This is a genomic window from Parasphingorhabdus sp. DH2-15 (genome assembly GCF_051668705.1).
GTDB lineage: Bacteria > Pseudomonadota > Alphaproteobacteria > Sphingomonadales > Sphingomonadaceae > Alterisphingorhabdus.
The window spans coordinates 1,584,625-1,600,650 of record NZ_CP196351.1 but is presented as its reverse complement, the minus strand read 5'-3'; the positions used below and the strand labels follow the sequence as shown (position 1 = coordinate 1,600,650).

The following is a 16,026-nucleotide window of genomic DNA, read 5'->3' as shown; positions in this document are numbered from 1 at the left end:
ACGCGAAATTAACTATCATCTCGCTACGGAAAGGAAACGGAGGCGAATATGGAATTGAATGCAATTAGGGCTGATGACAACCAGATACTGGATGCAATGTCTGCAATCTGTGGCGAAACCATGGTTGAATGCAGTGAAGCAGCCCGGGTTGTTGGTGATGTCCTAGAGACTGGGAAATCCATTGATGGCAAGCGCGCTGGCTTGCAGGAAATCGCCCGCATGCTGGAACAAGAGCAAGATGAAGTGGGCCGTGCCATTGAAGAGGCAAGGGCTTTGTCGGCGCGTTCACAAAGCGAATTGCGCGAAGGTGCAACCACAATACAGCAGTCCATGACAGAGTTTGAGGCGATCATCGACTTAGTGATTTTCATGGGCGATAAGATCACCACATTTACCGAGACAATGGATCAAGTTCTTAAATCCAGTCAAAAAATTGATGCTATTGCAAAGTCGACCAATATGCTGGCGTTAAATGCTGCAATTGAGGCCGAACGTGCTGGTGCAGCTGGTGCGACATTCGCTGTAGTTGCAGCAGAGGTGAAAAAGCTGGCGCAGGATTCGCGATCTGCTGCAGAAGAAATTACCAAATCAATGACATCTCTGGCAGGGCAAGCCGATATTATTGGCGAGCAATTGGGGCAGGGCGCCAATAAGAGCCATGAAGCGAAATCCGGGATGGAAATGATCGGGCGGACTTTATCAAATGTTTCGCATCTTGTGACCGAAGTCGACAATCAGTCAGATACTATCTCTGACAGCTCTGAAAAGCTGCGCCGCAACACGGCCCATATGTGTAACACATTATTCGAATTTTCCGATGATGTGGGTTCCAATGTGCGTCAGCTTGACGGCGTTTTGGAGAATATGACCGCATTAGAAGAAAAAACAAATTTGATGTTTAACAATCTTCTGCACACCGGCATGTCTAACCGCGATAACCCATATATTGCTGCGGCCAAAGAAGCGGCTGCACATGTCTGCAAGGTGATTGAGCAGGGCATTGCTTCAGGCGAAGTGTCTGAAGAGGCAGTGTTTGATCGCGATTATCAACCTGTCGGCGGCGTTGGACCAGAACGCTTTAACACCAGATTTAACGACTATGCGGATCGCAAAATCCAGCCATTGTTGGACCAATTCCAAGCACAAAAACAAAATATCTATAGCAGTGTTTGCACAAATGAAGATGGTTATTTGCCAACCCATTTAAGCGCGCGATCCAAAGCACCTACAGGTGATGCAGATCATGACAAGAAATATTGTCGCAACCGCATGATATTGATGGACAAACTGACATCAGAAGCGGTCAGCAAGCGAAACGAAGAGTTTCATGCTGGTTCGTACCGGTTCAACCCCACAGAAGATCAGTGCGTTGTTCTAAAAAACATCTTTGTCCCGCTGTGGATAAACGGTCGCTATTGGGGCAATTATGAATTGGCTTATACCAGCTAATCTAACTATTGCGGCGTGCCATGAATGCTAAGCGTTCAAAGAGCATCACATCTTGTTCGTTTTTGAGCAACGCGCCGTGCAATGGAGGAATGGCCTTAGTTGGGTCGCGGTTTTGCAGCACCTCAAGCGGCATATCTTCGTTCAGCAATAGCTTCAGCCAATCGAGAAGTTCGCTGGTGCTGGGCTTCTTTTTCAGTCCAGGCACTTCGCGCACTTCGTAAAATATATCCATTGCTTTAGCGACAAGACGCTTTTGAATATCAGGAAAGTGGACATCAATGATCGACTGCATCGTGTCGCGATCAGGGAATTTGATATAATGGAAGAAGCAGCGGCGCAAAAATGCATCGGGCAGTTCTTTCTCATTATTGGACGTGATAATCACAATGGGTCGTTCTGCCGCTTTGACGGTCTCTCCCGTCTCATAAACGTGGAATTCCATGCGATCTAATTCTTGCAGCAAATCATTTGGAAACTCGATATCGGCTTTGTCAATTTCGTCAATCAACAGCACTGGTAGCTTCGGAGCTGTAAATGCTTCCCACAATTTGCCGCGCTTAATATAATTGGCAATGTCGTGCACACGCTCATCGCCCAGCTGCCCATCGCGCAGCCGCGCAACGGCATCATATTCATAAAGGCCTTGCTGCGCTTTGGTGGTTGATTTGATATTCCACTCGATCAACGGAGCACCAACTGAGTCGGCGATTTCCTGCGCCAGAACGGTTTTGCCTGTTCCTGGCTCGCCTTTAACCAGCAATGGCCGCCTCAAGGTGACAGCTGCGTTTACGGCAACCTTCAAGTCATCTGTGGCTACATAATTTTTGGTGCCGTCAAAACGCTGCATCGCTGGCTGTCCTTTTGGAAAGTTATCGAATTAATTACGTGATTAAATTCGATAGATAGGCAGGATTAAAATCGCAAGCGAACATTTTGCCGTCATGGTGCAACAGGTTATGAAATAGCCGCTAATCTAAGGGAGCAGATGAGATGTTTTTAGCCATGCAATGCGGCGCGACGTGCGGCGCAGCGATTGTTAAGGAGTAACCAAAATTGTTCGTGTTGATGGCATAGTTGTTTTACGCCAAAAGCAATGGCGCGCTGGTGACGTTTTTCCGGATAACTGGCAACACGTTCCAGCATTTGTGTTGATAATGCATCATGGTCAAAACCAGTAGTTTTTACGGAAAGCCTGGATGCAACAGCATTAAGGGCAGGGCGGATATGCTTCCATTCTGTAAGCATCGCCGCTGCAGCACCCAGTGCGCAGCCTTCGCGGTCCGATCGTGCCAAAAGGTCGATAGAAACGCGCAATTGTTCAACAATGTTCATTGAGCGGTCTTCGCCTAATAATCTGCCAATTGGTCCGGCTGCGACGGTAAGGTCGGTCAATAAACGCCGTTCAGCGGTAAAACGTTCTGCAAGCTCGCTAAAGAAATTGTCACCCGAAGCGACCATGCGATCGGCCAAACTGTCCATCAATCCCGGATAGCGTCCGTGTAGCAGACAAAGATAATGCGCAACATCGGCAATATCGCTACCATTAAAGGCAGCATTGTTGGTTGCCAGTTCACGCAGCAAGACAGGTTGGCGTGTGGAGCGCAGTTGCAGCAAGTCAATCGGCTTTAACCGATCTTGCATATCGCCTTGAATGTCTTGCTCTGCTCGCACTGTCTACCTCGCTTGAAAATTGCCGTTTCGACAATCCTTCAATGAGAGACATTACCCTAAAATTCTGAACACACTCTTACCTAAAGTGATATTAAGTATAGTGATACAGTGCAGAAACAACTCGGCCTGCTGAACACATATCCAACAGGCCGTGATGATCTATGTAATGATTTACTGATCGAGGAAGCTGCGCATTTTGCGGCTGCGTGAAGGATGCTTGAGCTTGCGCAAAGCCTTGGCTTCAATCTGCCGAATGCGTTCACGTGTCACACTGAACTGTTGTCCGACTTCTTCCAAAGTGTGATCAGTATTCATGCCGATACCAAAGCGCATACGCAAAACGCGCTCTTCACGCGGGGTAAGGCTGGCTAAGACGCGCGTAACAGTTTCCTTCAAATTGGCCTGAATGGCTGCATCGACAGGAATGATGGCGTTTTTGTCTTCGATAAAGTCACCGAGATGCGAATCTTCCTCATCGCCAATAGGCGTTTCGAGACTGATCGGCTCTTTGGCGATTTTCATCACTTTGCGTACTTTCTCCAATGGCATGGAGAGGCGAGCAGCCATTTCTTCTGGCGTCGGTTCGCGGCCCTGCTCATGCAAGAACTGGCGACTTGTGCGCACAAGTTTGTTGATCGTTTCGATCATATGGACCGGAATACGGATGGTCCGCGCCTGATCAGCAATAGAGCGGGTGATAGCCTGACGGATCCACCAAGTCGCATAGGTGGAGAATTTGTACCCGCGGCGATATTCAAATTTATCAACCGCCTTCATCAGGCCAATATTGCCTTCCTGAATAAGGTCGAGGAATTGCAAACCGCGATTGGTGTATTTTTTGGCTATGGAGATAACCAAGCGCAGATTGGCCTCAACCATCTCTTTTTTGGCAATTCGTGCTTCGCGCTCACCTTTTTGTACCATGTTCACAATACGACGGAATTCGCGCAATGACATGCCGGTAGCAGAGGCAATATCGCTAATTTCTGTGCGGATACGGTCTACTGCTGCCGCTTCATTAGTAGCGAAAGCTGCCCATTTTTTATCAACTTTTGATACATCTTCTAGCCAGTTTTCATCAAGCTCATGGTCGAGATAACGGTCAAGGAAGCTCTTGCGCGGAACTTTATGGCGCTCTGCCAAACGCAACATTTGCCCGCCCAATGCAGTCAGGCGGCGATTAAATGCATAAAGCTGGTCGACAAGATATTCGATTTTGCTGGCGTGAAATTGAACCGATTCGACCTCTGCTGTGAGCTCCTCACGCAGCGCATGATATTTCTTTTCCTTAGCAGCCGGGAAGTCATCGCCGACACCCAATGTTGTCAAACGCTCGCTTTGAAGTTTGGCGAATTTTTTGAAAAGATTGGTTATTTGGAGGAACTTCTCAAGCGCATCGGGCTTAAGCGCAGCTTCCATCTGTGCGAGCGACAATGTGTTGTCTTCATCGTCATCATCATTTTGCCGCTCTGTACGGCGCTCTGTCAGATTGTCCTCATCATCATCTTGATCTGCGGACTCTTCTTCGACCTCATCATCTTCTTTAAATGAAGGTCCGGCATTTTTTTCGCTAATTTCGCCGTCATCATCGGCTTCTTCGTCAAGATTTTCCGGTGCCGGTTCTTTGGAAAGCATGGCATCAAGGTCGACAATCTCACGCAGCTGCATTTCACCTTCATTCAAAGCTGTCGACCACTCAATAATAGCGTGGAAGGTGATGGGGCTTTCGCAAAGGCCGAGGATCATCGTGTCGCGGCCAGCTTCAATGCGTTTGGCGATGGCAATCTCGCCCTCGCGGCTCAGCAATTCAACCGCGCCCATCTCACGCAAATACATGCGGACAGGATCGTCGGTACGATCACTGGTCTCTTTTTTCTTTTCCGCTACTGGCTTTTCGGCCTTTTTCGGCTCAACATCGACCTCTTCAGGGCCATCTTCAGCAGCATCTTCGTCATTTTCGAAGATATTGATGCCCATTTCAGAGATTGCCGACATGACATCTTCAATCTGCTCAGATGACATCTGGTCCTGAGGCAAGGCTTCGTTAAGCTCATCATAGGTGATGTAGCCGCGTTTTTTTGACTTGGTTATGAGCTTCTTAATTGACGCTTCGTTGAGGTCAATCAGCGGGGCATCCCCATCTTCGCGCTCATTATCGCTTGTGTCTTTAGCTTTGCTTGCCAAGATTATGTATTCCTGTTTCTTTGGGTTCTTTACCCATTTTAATCGTCTCTCTATCGGGCACGTGCACGTTCTGCAAGATGACTTATGCGTTGACTGAAATTGCGCCGTTGTTCCTGCAGCTTAGCAAACTCCATAAATGCCTCATCACTGGGTTCATTGTCCAGCTTTGCCGAAACCCTTTGTAGCAATGCCATTATGCGTGGCTGGGCCACCGCGATGTGTAAAACTTCTTGTAGATCCCGCTGCGCCTGATCAAGTTGCTCCTGTTCGCTGTCCCCAATATCATTGTCTCTGGAGAATGAGAAATGCAGACCATCGGCCCGCAATAATCTGCTGCTTACTTCCCCAAATCCTTCATCTCTTAATATGGAGAGCAAATGGTCACGATCAAGAGGCTGGCCCTGCGCTAAATATTCCAGCAAATAGTTTCTTAATCGGCTTAGCTCTTCATTCTGGCAATCCAGAGCGCATAAGGCTTCTCCATGAAGAGACAGAGCCTTAGGTATCCTTAGAAAACCTGACAATACTGCCTCTACGACGCCTAGATTTTTCTGGTACTTGCTGACCTGTAATGGCGCGGACGACTTGCTAGACTGCCATTTGCCTTTAGCGGAAAATGCCTTTGTAAAATTGGTCGATCTTGAAGTTGGATGTGAGAAACTCGATTTGCTGCGAACCACGGAGTAAAAGCGATCCATCAACTCGTTGCGGTAAAAACCTGCAATGTCGCGGTCCGCTATTGTCTGCACATGGCCCATCAAAGCAGCTTTAAGCGCCGCTTTGGATTCCGGTGTGGATAGATCAGATTGGGCCAGTTCATATTGCCAGATACGATCAACCAAGGAAACACTGTCTGACAACACCCGTTCTAAGGCAGTCGGTCCCGATTGTTGCAACAGATCATCAGGGTCTAAGCCTTGCGGAAGAGATGCAAATGCCAAGCTATGTCCTGCAAATACTATCGGTAAGGCCCGCTGCGCCGCACGCATAGCTGCCTTTTGGCCGGCATTATCACCATCAAGGCACAATATTGGGCGGTCAGCCATTTTCCACGCCATGCCGATTTGTTCTTCGGTCAGCGCTGTGCCGAGCGGTGCGACAACGTCTTCAAAACCGGCCTGAGCCAGCGCTATGGCATCCATATAGCCTTCGACCACTATTAGTCGGCCGGTTTGGCGTGATGCGGCTGCGGCATTGTCTATGTTATAAAGCGTGCGGCCCTTATCAAACAGAGGCGTGTCTGGTGAATTGAGATATTTGGGCTCCCGCTCTTGTCTTTCTTTGGCACCCAATATGCGACCGCCCCAAGCGATGGTGCGCCCACGCGCATCGCGAATGGGAATCATCAAGCGCCCGCGAAACCGATCATAAGGTGCTTTGCCATCAACGGAGATCAACAAACCTGCTTCGATCAGTTTATCGGCGGCAAATCCATCCAGCGCTTTGGCGATATTCCCTCTGCCATCAGGCGCAAAGCCAAAGCCGAATTTGGCTTGAATGTCTTCACTGATACCGCGCTTTGCCAGATAATCGCGTGCATGTGCGCCCTCTACACCTTGTAGGTTTTGTGCAAACCAGTCTTGCGCTGCTGCACAGACATCATAAAGGCTATCGCGCTTTTCAGCGCGTTTTGCGGCTTTTGGATCTGGGGCAGGGACATCCATACCCGCTTCGCTGGCCAGTTCTTTGACCGCATCCATAAAGCCCAATCCGCGATGATCGGTCATCCAGCGTATCGCATCGCCATGGGCACCACAGCCGAAACAGTGATAAAAACCCTTCACATCATTAATGGTGAAGCTGGGTGTGTTTTCATTATGAAAAGGACAGCAGGCCTTAAATTCACGCCCGGCTTTTTCCACCCGAACACTGCGCCCAATGATCGAGGACAGCGTAAGCCGCCCGCGCAATTGATCTAGCCATTGGGGTGAGAGGTTCATAAGCGATAATTATCAGTTTTGTGACGATCTCGCCAGATTATAGCATGCACGAATATGACGCAGCAGGTTTCAACCAGCCAAAGCGGCTTTCACAATGGCGCTGGCATTGCTCATATCAATCTCACCGCCATGCTTTGCCTTTAGCTGGCCCATAAGTTTGCCCATATCCTGCATGCCAGACGCGCCAATTTCGTCCTTCAATTTGGTGACAATGGCCTTTGTCTCTTCTTCTGATAGCATGACGGGCAGAAATTCCTCAATCACAGCCAGTTCATAACGTTCCTGCGCCGCCAGTTCATCGCGTCCACCTTCATCATAAAGGGTGATCGATTCGCGGCGTTGCTTGGCCATTTTCTGCAAAACATCGGTTACCATTGCGTCATCTTCGGGTTTTTTATCCGCCGTACGCAGGGCAATATCTTTGTCTTTAATCTTTGCCATAATCGAGCGTAGCGCCGCTGTACGGGGTTTATCGCTTGATTTCATAGCAGAAATTTGTGCCGCCTTGACGTCATCACGCAGCATAATCGTTCTCCGAACTTATTTTGAAACAAAGGGAAGACATAGCCGGATAAAACTATTTTTCCTAGATTGCGCGTGCCATTGTCCACGACTAGAAGCCCTGCAATTTGGCTGAAAATACAGATTCTAACAGAAGTAGGAGCGACCATGACCGACAGCGCATATTCGCAAGCCCCCAAAGGCGCGACCGGATTATTGGTATTGGCAGATGGCTCGCTTGTCTGGGGTTATGGCTTCGGTGCCACAGGCGACGCAGTGGGGGAGCTTTGCTTTAACACCTCCATGACCGGTTATCAGGAAGTGATGACGGACCCAAGCTATGCTGGGCAGATAGTCACCTTTACCTTTCCGCATATCGGCAATGTCGGCACCAATGACGAGGATTTTGAAGCCAATAGCCCTCATGCTCTGGGCTGTGTGGTGCGCGAGTCGATCACTCCACCAAGCAATTTCCGCAGTGAGCAGCATTTTGGAGCATGGATGGCACAGCATGGCCGCATAGGCCTGTCGGGTGTTGATACCAGAGCTTTAACGCGGCGGATAAGAGAGGCCGGCGCGCCGCATGTTGTTATCGCCCATAATGAAGACGGCCAGTTTGATATTGATGAATTGCTGGCAAAGGCGCGTGCATGGCCTGGATTGGAAGGCATGGACCTAGCGGCGCAAGTCACTGGAGACCAGACAACAACATGGGATAGCGGTATCTGGCAGCTTGGTCATGGCTATGCAGCAGAAAATGATGGTGAGCGCCCGCACATCGTTGCGATTGATTATGGCGCAAAGCGCAATATCTTCAGAAACCTTGTTAAAGCTGGTGCAAAAGTTACTATAGTTCCAGCGGAAACTTCGCTTGACGATATTTTGGTGTTGCAACCTACGGGTGTATTTCTGTCTAACGGACCGGGCGACCCCGCTGCGACGGGCGCGCATGCGGTTCCGGTTATTCAAGGTCTTTTGGAGCGTGACATTCCGATTTTTGGCATCTGCTTGGGCCATCAATTGCTGGCACTGGCAACAGGCGCTAAAACCATTAAAATGCATCAGGGCCATCGCGGCGCCAATCACCCGGTTCAGCGTATCGGCGCGGGTTGGGATGAGAGCGAAGGGCTGGTAGAGATTACCAGTATGAACCATGGTTTTGCAGTTGATAGCGCCAGCCTGCCCGATAATGTTCAAGAAACACACAAAAGCCTGTTCGATGGCAGCAATTGCGGCATCGCACTAAAAGACAAGAATGCGTTTGGCGTGCAATATCACCCAGAAGCATCACCAGGCCCGCAAGACAGTTTTTACCTGTTTGAGAAATTCGTGCGGGGGTTGGGATGATAACTTTGCCCTCTCACGAAATATACACATGAAATACTATGCCGAGGCCGTGATTGGCCAAGGTTGCTTAAACGTCTCCCTATAAAGGGAAAATCAGGAGCTTTTATGCCCAAAAGAACCGATATTGATACCGTCCTTATCATTGGCGCTGGCCCGATCATTATTGGTCAGGCATGTGAATTTGACTATTCGGGCACGCAGGCGGTTAAGGCGCTGAAAGAGGAGGGCTACCGGATTGTGCTGGTCAACTCTAACCCCGCGACCATTATGACCGATCCAGATATGGCCGATGCCACCTATGTTGAGCCTATCACACCGGAAATTGTTGCGAAGATCATCGCCAAGGAGCGCAAAGAACGTCCTGATGAAAAGCTGGTAGTGTTGCCCACAATGGGCGGTCAAACCGCGCTGAATACTGCTTTGGCGCTGGATGAAGATGGCACATTAGAAAAATATGATGTTGAGCTGATTGGTGCGCGCGCTGAGGCGATTGATAAGGCTGAGGATCGACAGAAATTCCGTGAAGCGATGGACAAGATCGGCCTGAACAGCCCGAAAAGCCTGATTGCGCACAGCTTGGAAGAGGCGTTGGATGCGCTGGAGCATGTTGGCCTGCCAACGATTATCCGGCCTAGCTTTACCATGGGCGGCACGGGTGGCGGCATTGCGTATAATCGCAATGAGTTTGAAGAGATTGTCCGCAAGGGGCTGGATGCCAGCCCGACGACCGAAGTGCTGGTCGAGGAATCAGTGCTGGGTTGGAAAGAATATGAGATGGAGGTTGTTCGCGACAAAGCGGATAATTGCATCATCATCTGCTCGATTGAAAATCTTGACCCAATGGGTGTGCATACCGGCGATTCCATCACTATGGCGCCTGCGTTGACGCTAACTGATAAAGAATATCAGATTATGCGCAATGCCTCGATCGCGGTTTTGCGGGAAATCGGGGTAGAAACGGGCGGCTCTAACGTGCAATTTGCGGTTAACCCAAAGACCGGCCGCTTGGTGGTGATTGAGATGAACCCGCGCGTATCGCGTTCTTCGGCTCTGGCGTCCAAAGCAACGGGCTTCCCCATTGCCAAGGTGGCGGCAAAACTCGCTGTCGGCTTTACGCTGGACGAGATTGACAATGATATTACCGGCGCGACACCGGCATCATTTGAACCAACAATTGACTATGTCGTCACAAAAATTCCACGTTTTACCTTTGAGAAATTCAAGGGTTCTGAAGACTATCTGCACACCGCGATGAAATCGGTGGGTGAAGTTATGGCCATTGGCCGCAATTTCCAAGAATCATTGCAAAAGGCATTGCGCGGTCTCGAAACGGGGTTGGATGGATTTAACCGCATTTATTCATTGGAAGGCGTGAGCCGAGATGTGGTGACCAGTGAGCTGTCCAAGCCGAATTCACGTCGATTATTGGTGATTGGGCAGGCATTTCGAGAAGGTTTCTCGGTCGAAGATATTCACGCAATCACCCATTATGACCCGTGGTTCCTGCGCCAAATTGAAGCGATCATCGCTGCTGAAAAAAGCGTACTTGATGAAGGTCTGCCTAATGATGCACAGGCACTGCGCAAATTGAAATCTATGGGTTTCTCAGACAAGAGGCTGGCAACGCTGGCTGTGCGTTCGGTCAAAGTAGCTGGTGGACTTGGCGAGACACAGGCGCGCAGCCACGGGCTTTTGCACGATACCATACAGGCCATGGCTGGTGCGACGAGCGAAGAGGAAGTGCGCGCGCTACGGGCCCGTTTGGGGGTTCATCCCGTGTATAAACGTATCGACACTTGTGCGGCAGAATTCCATGCCAAAACACCTTATATGTACTCTACCTACGAGGCTCCGATCTTTGGCGAACCTGAAAATGAGTCTAACCCGACAGACAGGCGCAAAATTGTCATATTGGGCGGTGGTCCTAACCGAATCGGCCAAGGGATTGAGTTTGATTATTGTTGCTGCCATGCATGCTTTGCGTTGGGCGACCATGATAGCGACAGCGCTGGCTATGAAACGATCATGGTCAATTGCAATCCTGAAACGGTATCGACCGACTATGACACTTCTGATCGCTTGTATTTCGAGCCTTTGACAGCAGAAGATGTTCTGGAAATCCTGCGTTGTGAGCAAAGCAGGGGAACGCTTGAAGGCGTTATCGTGCAATTTGGCGGACAAACGCCATTGAAACTTGCAAAAGCCTTAGAAGATGCGGGCATCCCTATATTAGGAACGTCGCCAGACGCCATTGATCTGGCAGAGGATCGCGAGAGATTTGCGGCGCTGGTTAATAAGCTGGGCCTGTTGCAGCCGGCCAATGGCATTGCCCGCAGCCGGGAAGAGGCTCTGGCTGTCGCAGAACGGATTGGTTATCCAGTGCTGATGCGCCCATCCTATGTTCTAGGCGGACGGGCGATGGAAATTGTTGATAGCCCTGCGCAATTGGAAGATTATATTTCAACCGCGGTACAAGTGTCGGGCGATAGCCCGGTGTTGATAGATCAATATCTGCGCGATGCGATAGAGGTGGATGTGGACGCTATTTGTGATGGCGAAGATGTCGTCATCGCTGGCGTTATGCAGCATATTGAAGAGGCTGGCGTACATTCTGGTGACAGCGCTTGCACCTTGCCGCCTTACAGCCTTGATGACGATATTATCGCGGAGATGGAGCAGCAAGCGGTTAAGCTGGCACACGGCTTAAAAGTGCGCGGCCTGATGAACATCCAGTTCGCTGTCAAAGATGGTAAAGTGTATTTGATTGAGGTCAATCCACGGGCAAGCCGAACAGTGCCATTTGTGGCTAAGGCCATTGGTGCACCGATCGCCAAAATTGCGGCCCGGGTCATGGCTGGTGAAAAACTGGCTGATTTGCCGAAAATAAACCGCCACATCAGCCATATGGCTGTAAAAGAGGCGGTCTTCCCATTTGCGCGCTTCCCCGGTGTTGATCCGGTGCTTTCTCCTGAAATGAAATCAACGGGTGAAGTGATGGGTATTGATGATAGTTTCGCTATTGCTTTTGCAAAATCGCAATTGGGGGCAGGGGCAATATTGCCAGATTCAGGCACAGTCTTTATCTCAGTGAAAAATAGCGACAAGCCGAATATCCTGCCGGCAGCGCAAATATTGGAAGGCTTGGGCTTTGATATTATTGCGACAGGCGGAACGGCTGCATTTCTGAAAGAAAATGGCGTTGCTGTCACTGTGGTCAATAAGGTCGCAGAAGGCCGCCCGCATATTGTGGATCGTATTTTGGATGGTGACGTTGCCCTTATTTTCAATACGACAGAGGGCTGGCAAAGCCTCAAGGACTCGCAATCTATCCGTGGATCGGCGCTGGCAACACGAACGCCATATTTCACAACAGCCTCGTCAAGTCTGGCTGCTTCGCAATCAATCTTGGCGCTGCGTGACGCAAGCCTTGAAGTCAAACCTTTACAGGACTATAATATAGGGCTTGCTTAGCAATCCCGACAAATTGCTTATGTTGCGGTCAAAGTCTGACCGAAAGAAAGCTATTGTGTGGATGCACAGAGAGATGAAGGACTTGCCGTTATGGCGAATGAAAAAATGCCTATGTTGGCAGAGGGCTATGAAAAACTAAGTGCCCAGCTGAAAGAATTAAAAGAAGAGCGTCCAAAGATTGTTGATGCCATTGAAGAAGCGCGTGCGCATGGTGATCTTTCCGAAAATGCGGAATATCACGCAGCGAAAGAACGTCAGGGCCAAGTCGAAGCGACCATAAGCGACCTCGAAGATAAGCTGAGCCGTGCGCAAATTATTGATCCGACAACGCTAAGCGGTGACAAGATTGTATTTGGTGCTACGGTTACTCTTCTTGATGAAGATGATAAGCCTGTGCGCTATCAGATTGTCGGCCAAGCAGAGGCGGATGCACGCTCAGGCAAGATCAGCTATAACAGCCCGATTGGCCGCGCTCTTATCGGGCGCCAAGTCGAAGATGAAGTTGAAGTCAGCGTTCCATCGGGCGATAAATATTATCTCGTCGACAAAATTGAGTTTATTTGATCAGCCCATTATGAATTTTAAATTGCCGAAATTCACAAGCTATTATCTGGTAGCTTGCATAGTCATTTGGGCATTATTCGCTTTTCTTGGGCTGGACGAGCAAGCTACATTACGAGCAGGCTTTTGGCCATCGCGCGGAATAAGCGATAGCAATTTTGGCGGTGCGCATCTGGCCCTGCCTGCAATATTAACGCCTATTAGCAGCGCTTTTTTGCACGGTGATTATGGTCATCTTGCATCCAATATGCCTTTTCTGTTGTTCGCAGGCTTAATGGTCGAACTGCGCATTGGCACAAAGAATACGGTTATATTGGCTATTTTGGGCGCTTATGGTTCAGCACTGGGCTATGCACTTTATCCATTTACATGGGGCAATGTCGCTATTGGTGCAAGCGGTGTCATCAGCGCCTTGATTGCGGCAGCTGTTACAATCAATATTAATTTGGGCAAAAGACGTATCGGCAAATATGCTCTGGATACAGTCTTTAGAGTCTTACTGATGACTTTGTGGATAATTTACCAGCTATATATTGGCTTTTTCACGGCCGGCGGAGCATCCGTTGCTATAGGTGGACATATAGGTGGTTTCATCGTTGGCCTGCTCATGGGCAGGCCTTTGATGCGCAATGCAATTGGGAAATCCCGATATAGTTGATATAGAGATTAGCTCTCTGTTTCGTCCGTTTCGAGAGTTGGTTCCAGCAATTTGTGCAAGTGAACAACCACATACTTCATTTCGGCATCATCAACAGTGCGTTGTGCACAGCCGCGCCAGACATCTTCGGCCGTGGCATAGTCTGGATAGATTCCCACCAGATCCATCTTATCCAGCTCACAAAAATCCAGTGTTTGCGGGTCAGATACACGTCCGCCCAGCACAAGGTGTAATTTGCTCATATTTTCCCCATTTATAATGTGATTAGTTATTTTTTAAGCAGAGTTTCGCGCGCCGCATCGCTAGCACCATGAACGGCTTCACTGGCCCGCCTAACAAGGTCACGAACCTGTAATTTTGCTTCTTCAACGGTAATGCCAGCATCTTCCAAGCCTGTTTTACCCGCCTCTTGTGCGGCGGAAACAGCCTCTTTAGTGCGCTCACGCAGCTTATCGCCAGTATTGCGCAGAGCTTTGCGTTCGCTTTCGCTGCGTGGGATGAGAGCGCCTAATGCCATGCCGACAATAAGTGCGCCCGTTGCAGCTGCTAAAGGATGCTCTTCGATAATGTTACGGCTTTTGGTTTCAGTTTTGGATTTTTGGTTAGTCATAATGCTCTCACTCTTGTGACATTGCCTATAATGATGTTTTGTTACACCGCTATAACAGATTATTCCTTTCTATCCCCTGAAAGCCGTTTTTTAAGCGGAGTGTATAATAAAGCCGCGACTCCCGCGCCCAAAGCAATGCCTGTGGCCGCCATCAACTTAAAGCGATGGCGATAAGCTGACTGTTTTGCCGTGTTCGCAGCTGTTTTCGCCTTTTTGGCAATATTATTTTTCGCTTCTTGCTTCAGATTTGCGGGTTTTAATCTTTGCCGGGTCGCTGTGATTGCTGTCAGCGCGGCTTTGCGCTTATGATTGCGCTGCGCCAAGGCAATGCTCAGACTTTTTTTCATGGCTGTATATCTTCAGTTGTCAGTGTATCATCCATCCCATCGCCTGCATCACTGGCTTTCATACCCGTGATGCCGCCTGTCTGCTGAACCATGGTTTTTAGCTGGTGAATTTTGGCCAAAGCTGCCCGCAATGCTAAATAGCCAAATATGGCATAAGCGGCCGGAACAGTAATAACCGCGACAATCGGGCCGAAATAATATGTGACAGTAAGGAATATACCCAGCAGCAAGGTTGTAAATGAGCAGACAAAAAGAGCAGCCCCGATACCGATAAACAGTCCGATAGATTTCGCCCGTTGACTGCCCTCGCGCAGACGTACTTTATGAAATGCGAGCTCTGACTCTATCCATTCTTTGCTGTCATCAACGGTCTGCTTGACCTGTTCGATAATGCCGGGTTGCGGATTACCATGGCGAACATTGTCTCCGGTCGCTGCTGCGCAAGTCTCCTCATCAGCCATAGGCATAGCTTGCCTTGCCGATTCCTGCGATTGAGAAGGATCATTTGCAGCAGCCACGGGAATTTAGTCCTTGGTTGATTTCACAAGGCGGGCAACGACCAGACCTGCTGTGACTGCCAAACCAATTGCCAATGCAGGACTTTTGCGAACAAAATCACGGGCTTCTTCAGCCAGTTCACTCAGATCGCTTTCATCCACTTTTGCGGCAACACTGGCGACAGTGTCCGATGCTGAGCGAGCAACATTGCCATAACGTTCGCCAAGACGCTCATCAATGGCGCCAGCACTTTCGCTGATAAGTTCAGCGACATTGGCAATGGCTGCACCAGCGCGTTTTTGAGATTCCTTGGCAAATTCAGCGGCTTTTTCTTTGGCTTCATTCGCTAGATTTGCGCTTTTCTCGCTTAAATCTTCACCAGTTTTCTTCAAATCAACGCCTTTGATAATGCTGGTCGAAGCAGTTTTTGCCCCTGATTGAGCAGTCGTCGCCTTAGCAGGAGTTTTCTTTGCAGTGGTGCCTGTCTTTTTGGCGGCAGTGCGTTTGGTTGTGGTCGCTTTCGCACTTGTCTTGGTGGCTGTTTTTGCTGTGGTTTTGGCCGCAGTCTTACGCGGTGCACGCTTTCGCGGTGTCTTTGGCGCGGCTTTTGCAGCTTCATTTTCGTTTTCTATAGGCATCATGCCCTCCATCATTATGGACGTGCCTGAAAAAAGGCATCTGGTCCCAACTTCCCTTGCACTTATTAATCTGCGCTATTTCCCCAGAAATTCAAGCACCAACCATAGATAATAAGCGTAAAATGACCGGATAAATGTATAATCAGTCAAG

At 49.3% G+C, this 16,026-nt stretch carries 15 protein-coding genes; 5 read left to right on the top strand and 10 right to left on the bottom strand.

Annotation, left to right across the window (positions count from 1 at the left end; genetic code table 11):
* The first annotated feature begins 48 nt into the window (after positions 1-48).
* Positions 49-1,449, top strand: coding sequence for a methyl-accepting chemotaxis protein (locus tag ACR9YC_RS07460; RefSeq protein WP_438725879.1), 1,401 nt, complete (start codon positions 49-51; stop codon positions 1,447-1,449).
* Position 1,450: 1 nt separating this feature from the next.
* On the opposite strand, the gene ACR9YC_RS07455 is transcribed toward ACR9YC_RS07460, so the two are convergent.
* The 5 genes from ACR9YC_RS07455 to ACR9YC_RS07435 all read right to left on the bottom strand — a co-directional run bounded on the left by ACR9YC_RS07455 (position 1,451) and on the right by ACR9YC_RS07435 (position 7,769).
* Positions 1,451-2,296 (bottom strand): AAA family ATPase, encoded by an 846-nt coding sequence (locus ACR9YC_RS07455; protein WP_438725877.1) that lies wholly within the window; start codon positions 2,294-2,296, stop codon positions 1,451-1,453.
* Positions 2,297-2,445: 149 nt separating this feature from the next.
* Positions 2,446-3,090 carry a DUF6975 family protein gene (locus ACR9YC_RS07450; protein ID WP_438725875.1) on the bottom strand — a complete coding sequence of 215 codons (645 nt, stop codon included), beginning with the start codon at positions 3,088-3,090 and terminating at the stop codon, positions 2,446-2,448.
* Between the two features lie 201 nt (positions 3,091-3,291).
* Entirely contained in the window at positions 3,292-5,304 is a 2,013-nt protein-coding gene (gene rpoD, locus ACR9YC_RS07445) for an RNA polymerase sigma factor RpoD (RefSeq protein WP_438725873.1), read from the bottom strand.
* A 50-nt stretch (positions 5,305-5,354) separates the two neighbouring features.
* On the bottom strand, positions 5,355-7,244 hold the full coding sequence (gene dnaG, locus ACR9YC_RS07440; protein WP_438725871.1) for a DNA primase: 1,890 nt from the start codon (positions 7,242-7,244) through the stop codon (positions 5,355-5,357).
* 69 nt (positions 7,245-7,313) lie between these two features.
* On the bottom strand, positions 7,314-7,769 hold the full coding sequence (locus ACR9YC_RS07435) for a GatB/YqeY domain-containing protein (RefSeq protein ID WP_438725869.1): 456 nt from the start codon (positions 7,767-7,769) through the stop codon (positions 7,314-7,316).
* A 144-nt stretch (positions 7,770-7,913) separates the two neighbouring features.
* Here ACR9YC_RS07435 and carA point away from each other — a divergent pair, with 144 nt between their 5' ends.
* The 4 genes from carA to ACR9YC_RS07415 all read left to right on the top strand — a co-directional run bounded on the left by carA (position 7,914) and on the right by ACR9YC_RS07415 (position 13,782).
* Entirely contained in the window at positions 7,914-9,092 is a 1,179-nt protein-coding gene (gene carA / locus ACR9YC_RS07430; protein WP_438725867.1) for a glutamine-hydrolyzing carbamoyl-phosphate synthase small subunit, read from the top strand.
* Between the two features lie 105 nt (positions 9,093-9,197).
* On the top strand, positions 9,198-12,563 hold the full coding sequence (gene carB, locus ACR9YC_RS07425; RefSeq protein WP_438725865.1) for a carbamoyl-phosphate synthase large subunit: 3,366 nt from the start codon (positions 9,198-9,200) through the stop codon (positions 12,561-12,563).
* 90 nt (positions 12,564-12,653) lie between these two features.
* On the top strand, positions 12,654-13,127 hold the full coding sequence (greA, locus tag ACR9YC_RS07420; protein ID WP_438725863.1) for a transcription elongation factor GreA: 474 nt from the start codon (positions 12,654-12,656) through the stop codon (positions 13,125-13,127).
* 10 nt (positions 13,128-13,137) lie between these two features.
* A complete protein-coding gene (locus ACR9YC_RS07415) occupies positions 13,138-13,782 on the top strand; it encodes a rhomboid family intramembrane serine protease (protein WP_438725861.1) in 645 nt (214 codons plus the stop codon).
* A gap of 8 nt (positions 13,783-13,790) precedes the next feature.
* On the opposite strand, the gene ACR9YC_RS07410 is transcribed toward ACR9YC_RS07415, so the two are convergent.
* Genes ACR9YC_RS07410 through ACR9YC_RS07390 form a run of 5 tightly spaced genes read right to left on the bottom strand, consistent with a single transcriptional unit; the run spans position 13,791 to position 15,878 of the window.
* Positions 13,791-14,024 (bottom strand): DUF4170 domain-containing protein, encoded by a 234-nt coding sequence (locus tag ACR9YC_RS07410; protein WP_438725859.1) that lies wholly within the window; start codon positions 14,022-14,024, stop codon positions 13,791-13,793.
* Between the two features lie 26 nt (positions 14,025-14,050).
* Positions 14,051-14,392 (bottom strand): hypothetical protein, encoded by a 342-nt coding sequence (locus tag ACR9YC_RS07405; RefSeq protein ID WP_438725857.1) that lies wholly within the window; start codon positions 14,390-14,392, stop codon positions 14,051-14,053.
* A gap of 59 nt (positions 14,393-14,451) precedes the next feature.
* Positions 14,452-14,739, bottom strand: coding sequence for a hypothetical protein (locus ACR9YC_RS07400; protein WP_438725855.1), 288 nt, complete (start codon positions 14,737-14,739; stop codon positions 14,452-14,454).
* Positions 14,736-15,257, bottom strand: coding sequence for a phage holin family protein (locus ACR9YC_RS07395; RefSeq protein WP_438725853.1), 522 nt, complete (start codon positions 15,255-15,257; stop codon positions 14,736-14,738). The genes ACR9YC_RS07400 and ACR9YC_RS07395 overlap by 4 nt, the downstream gene beginning before the upstream one ends.
* 6 nt (positions 15,258-15,263) lie before the next feature.
* Positions 15,264-15,878: a hypothetical protein gene (locus ACR9YC_RS07390; protein WP_438725851.1), complete on the bottom strand. Its 615-nt coding sequence runs from the start codon at positions 15,876-15,878 to the stop codon at positions 15,264-15,266.
* Positions 15,879-16,026 lie beyond the last annotated feature (148 nt).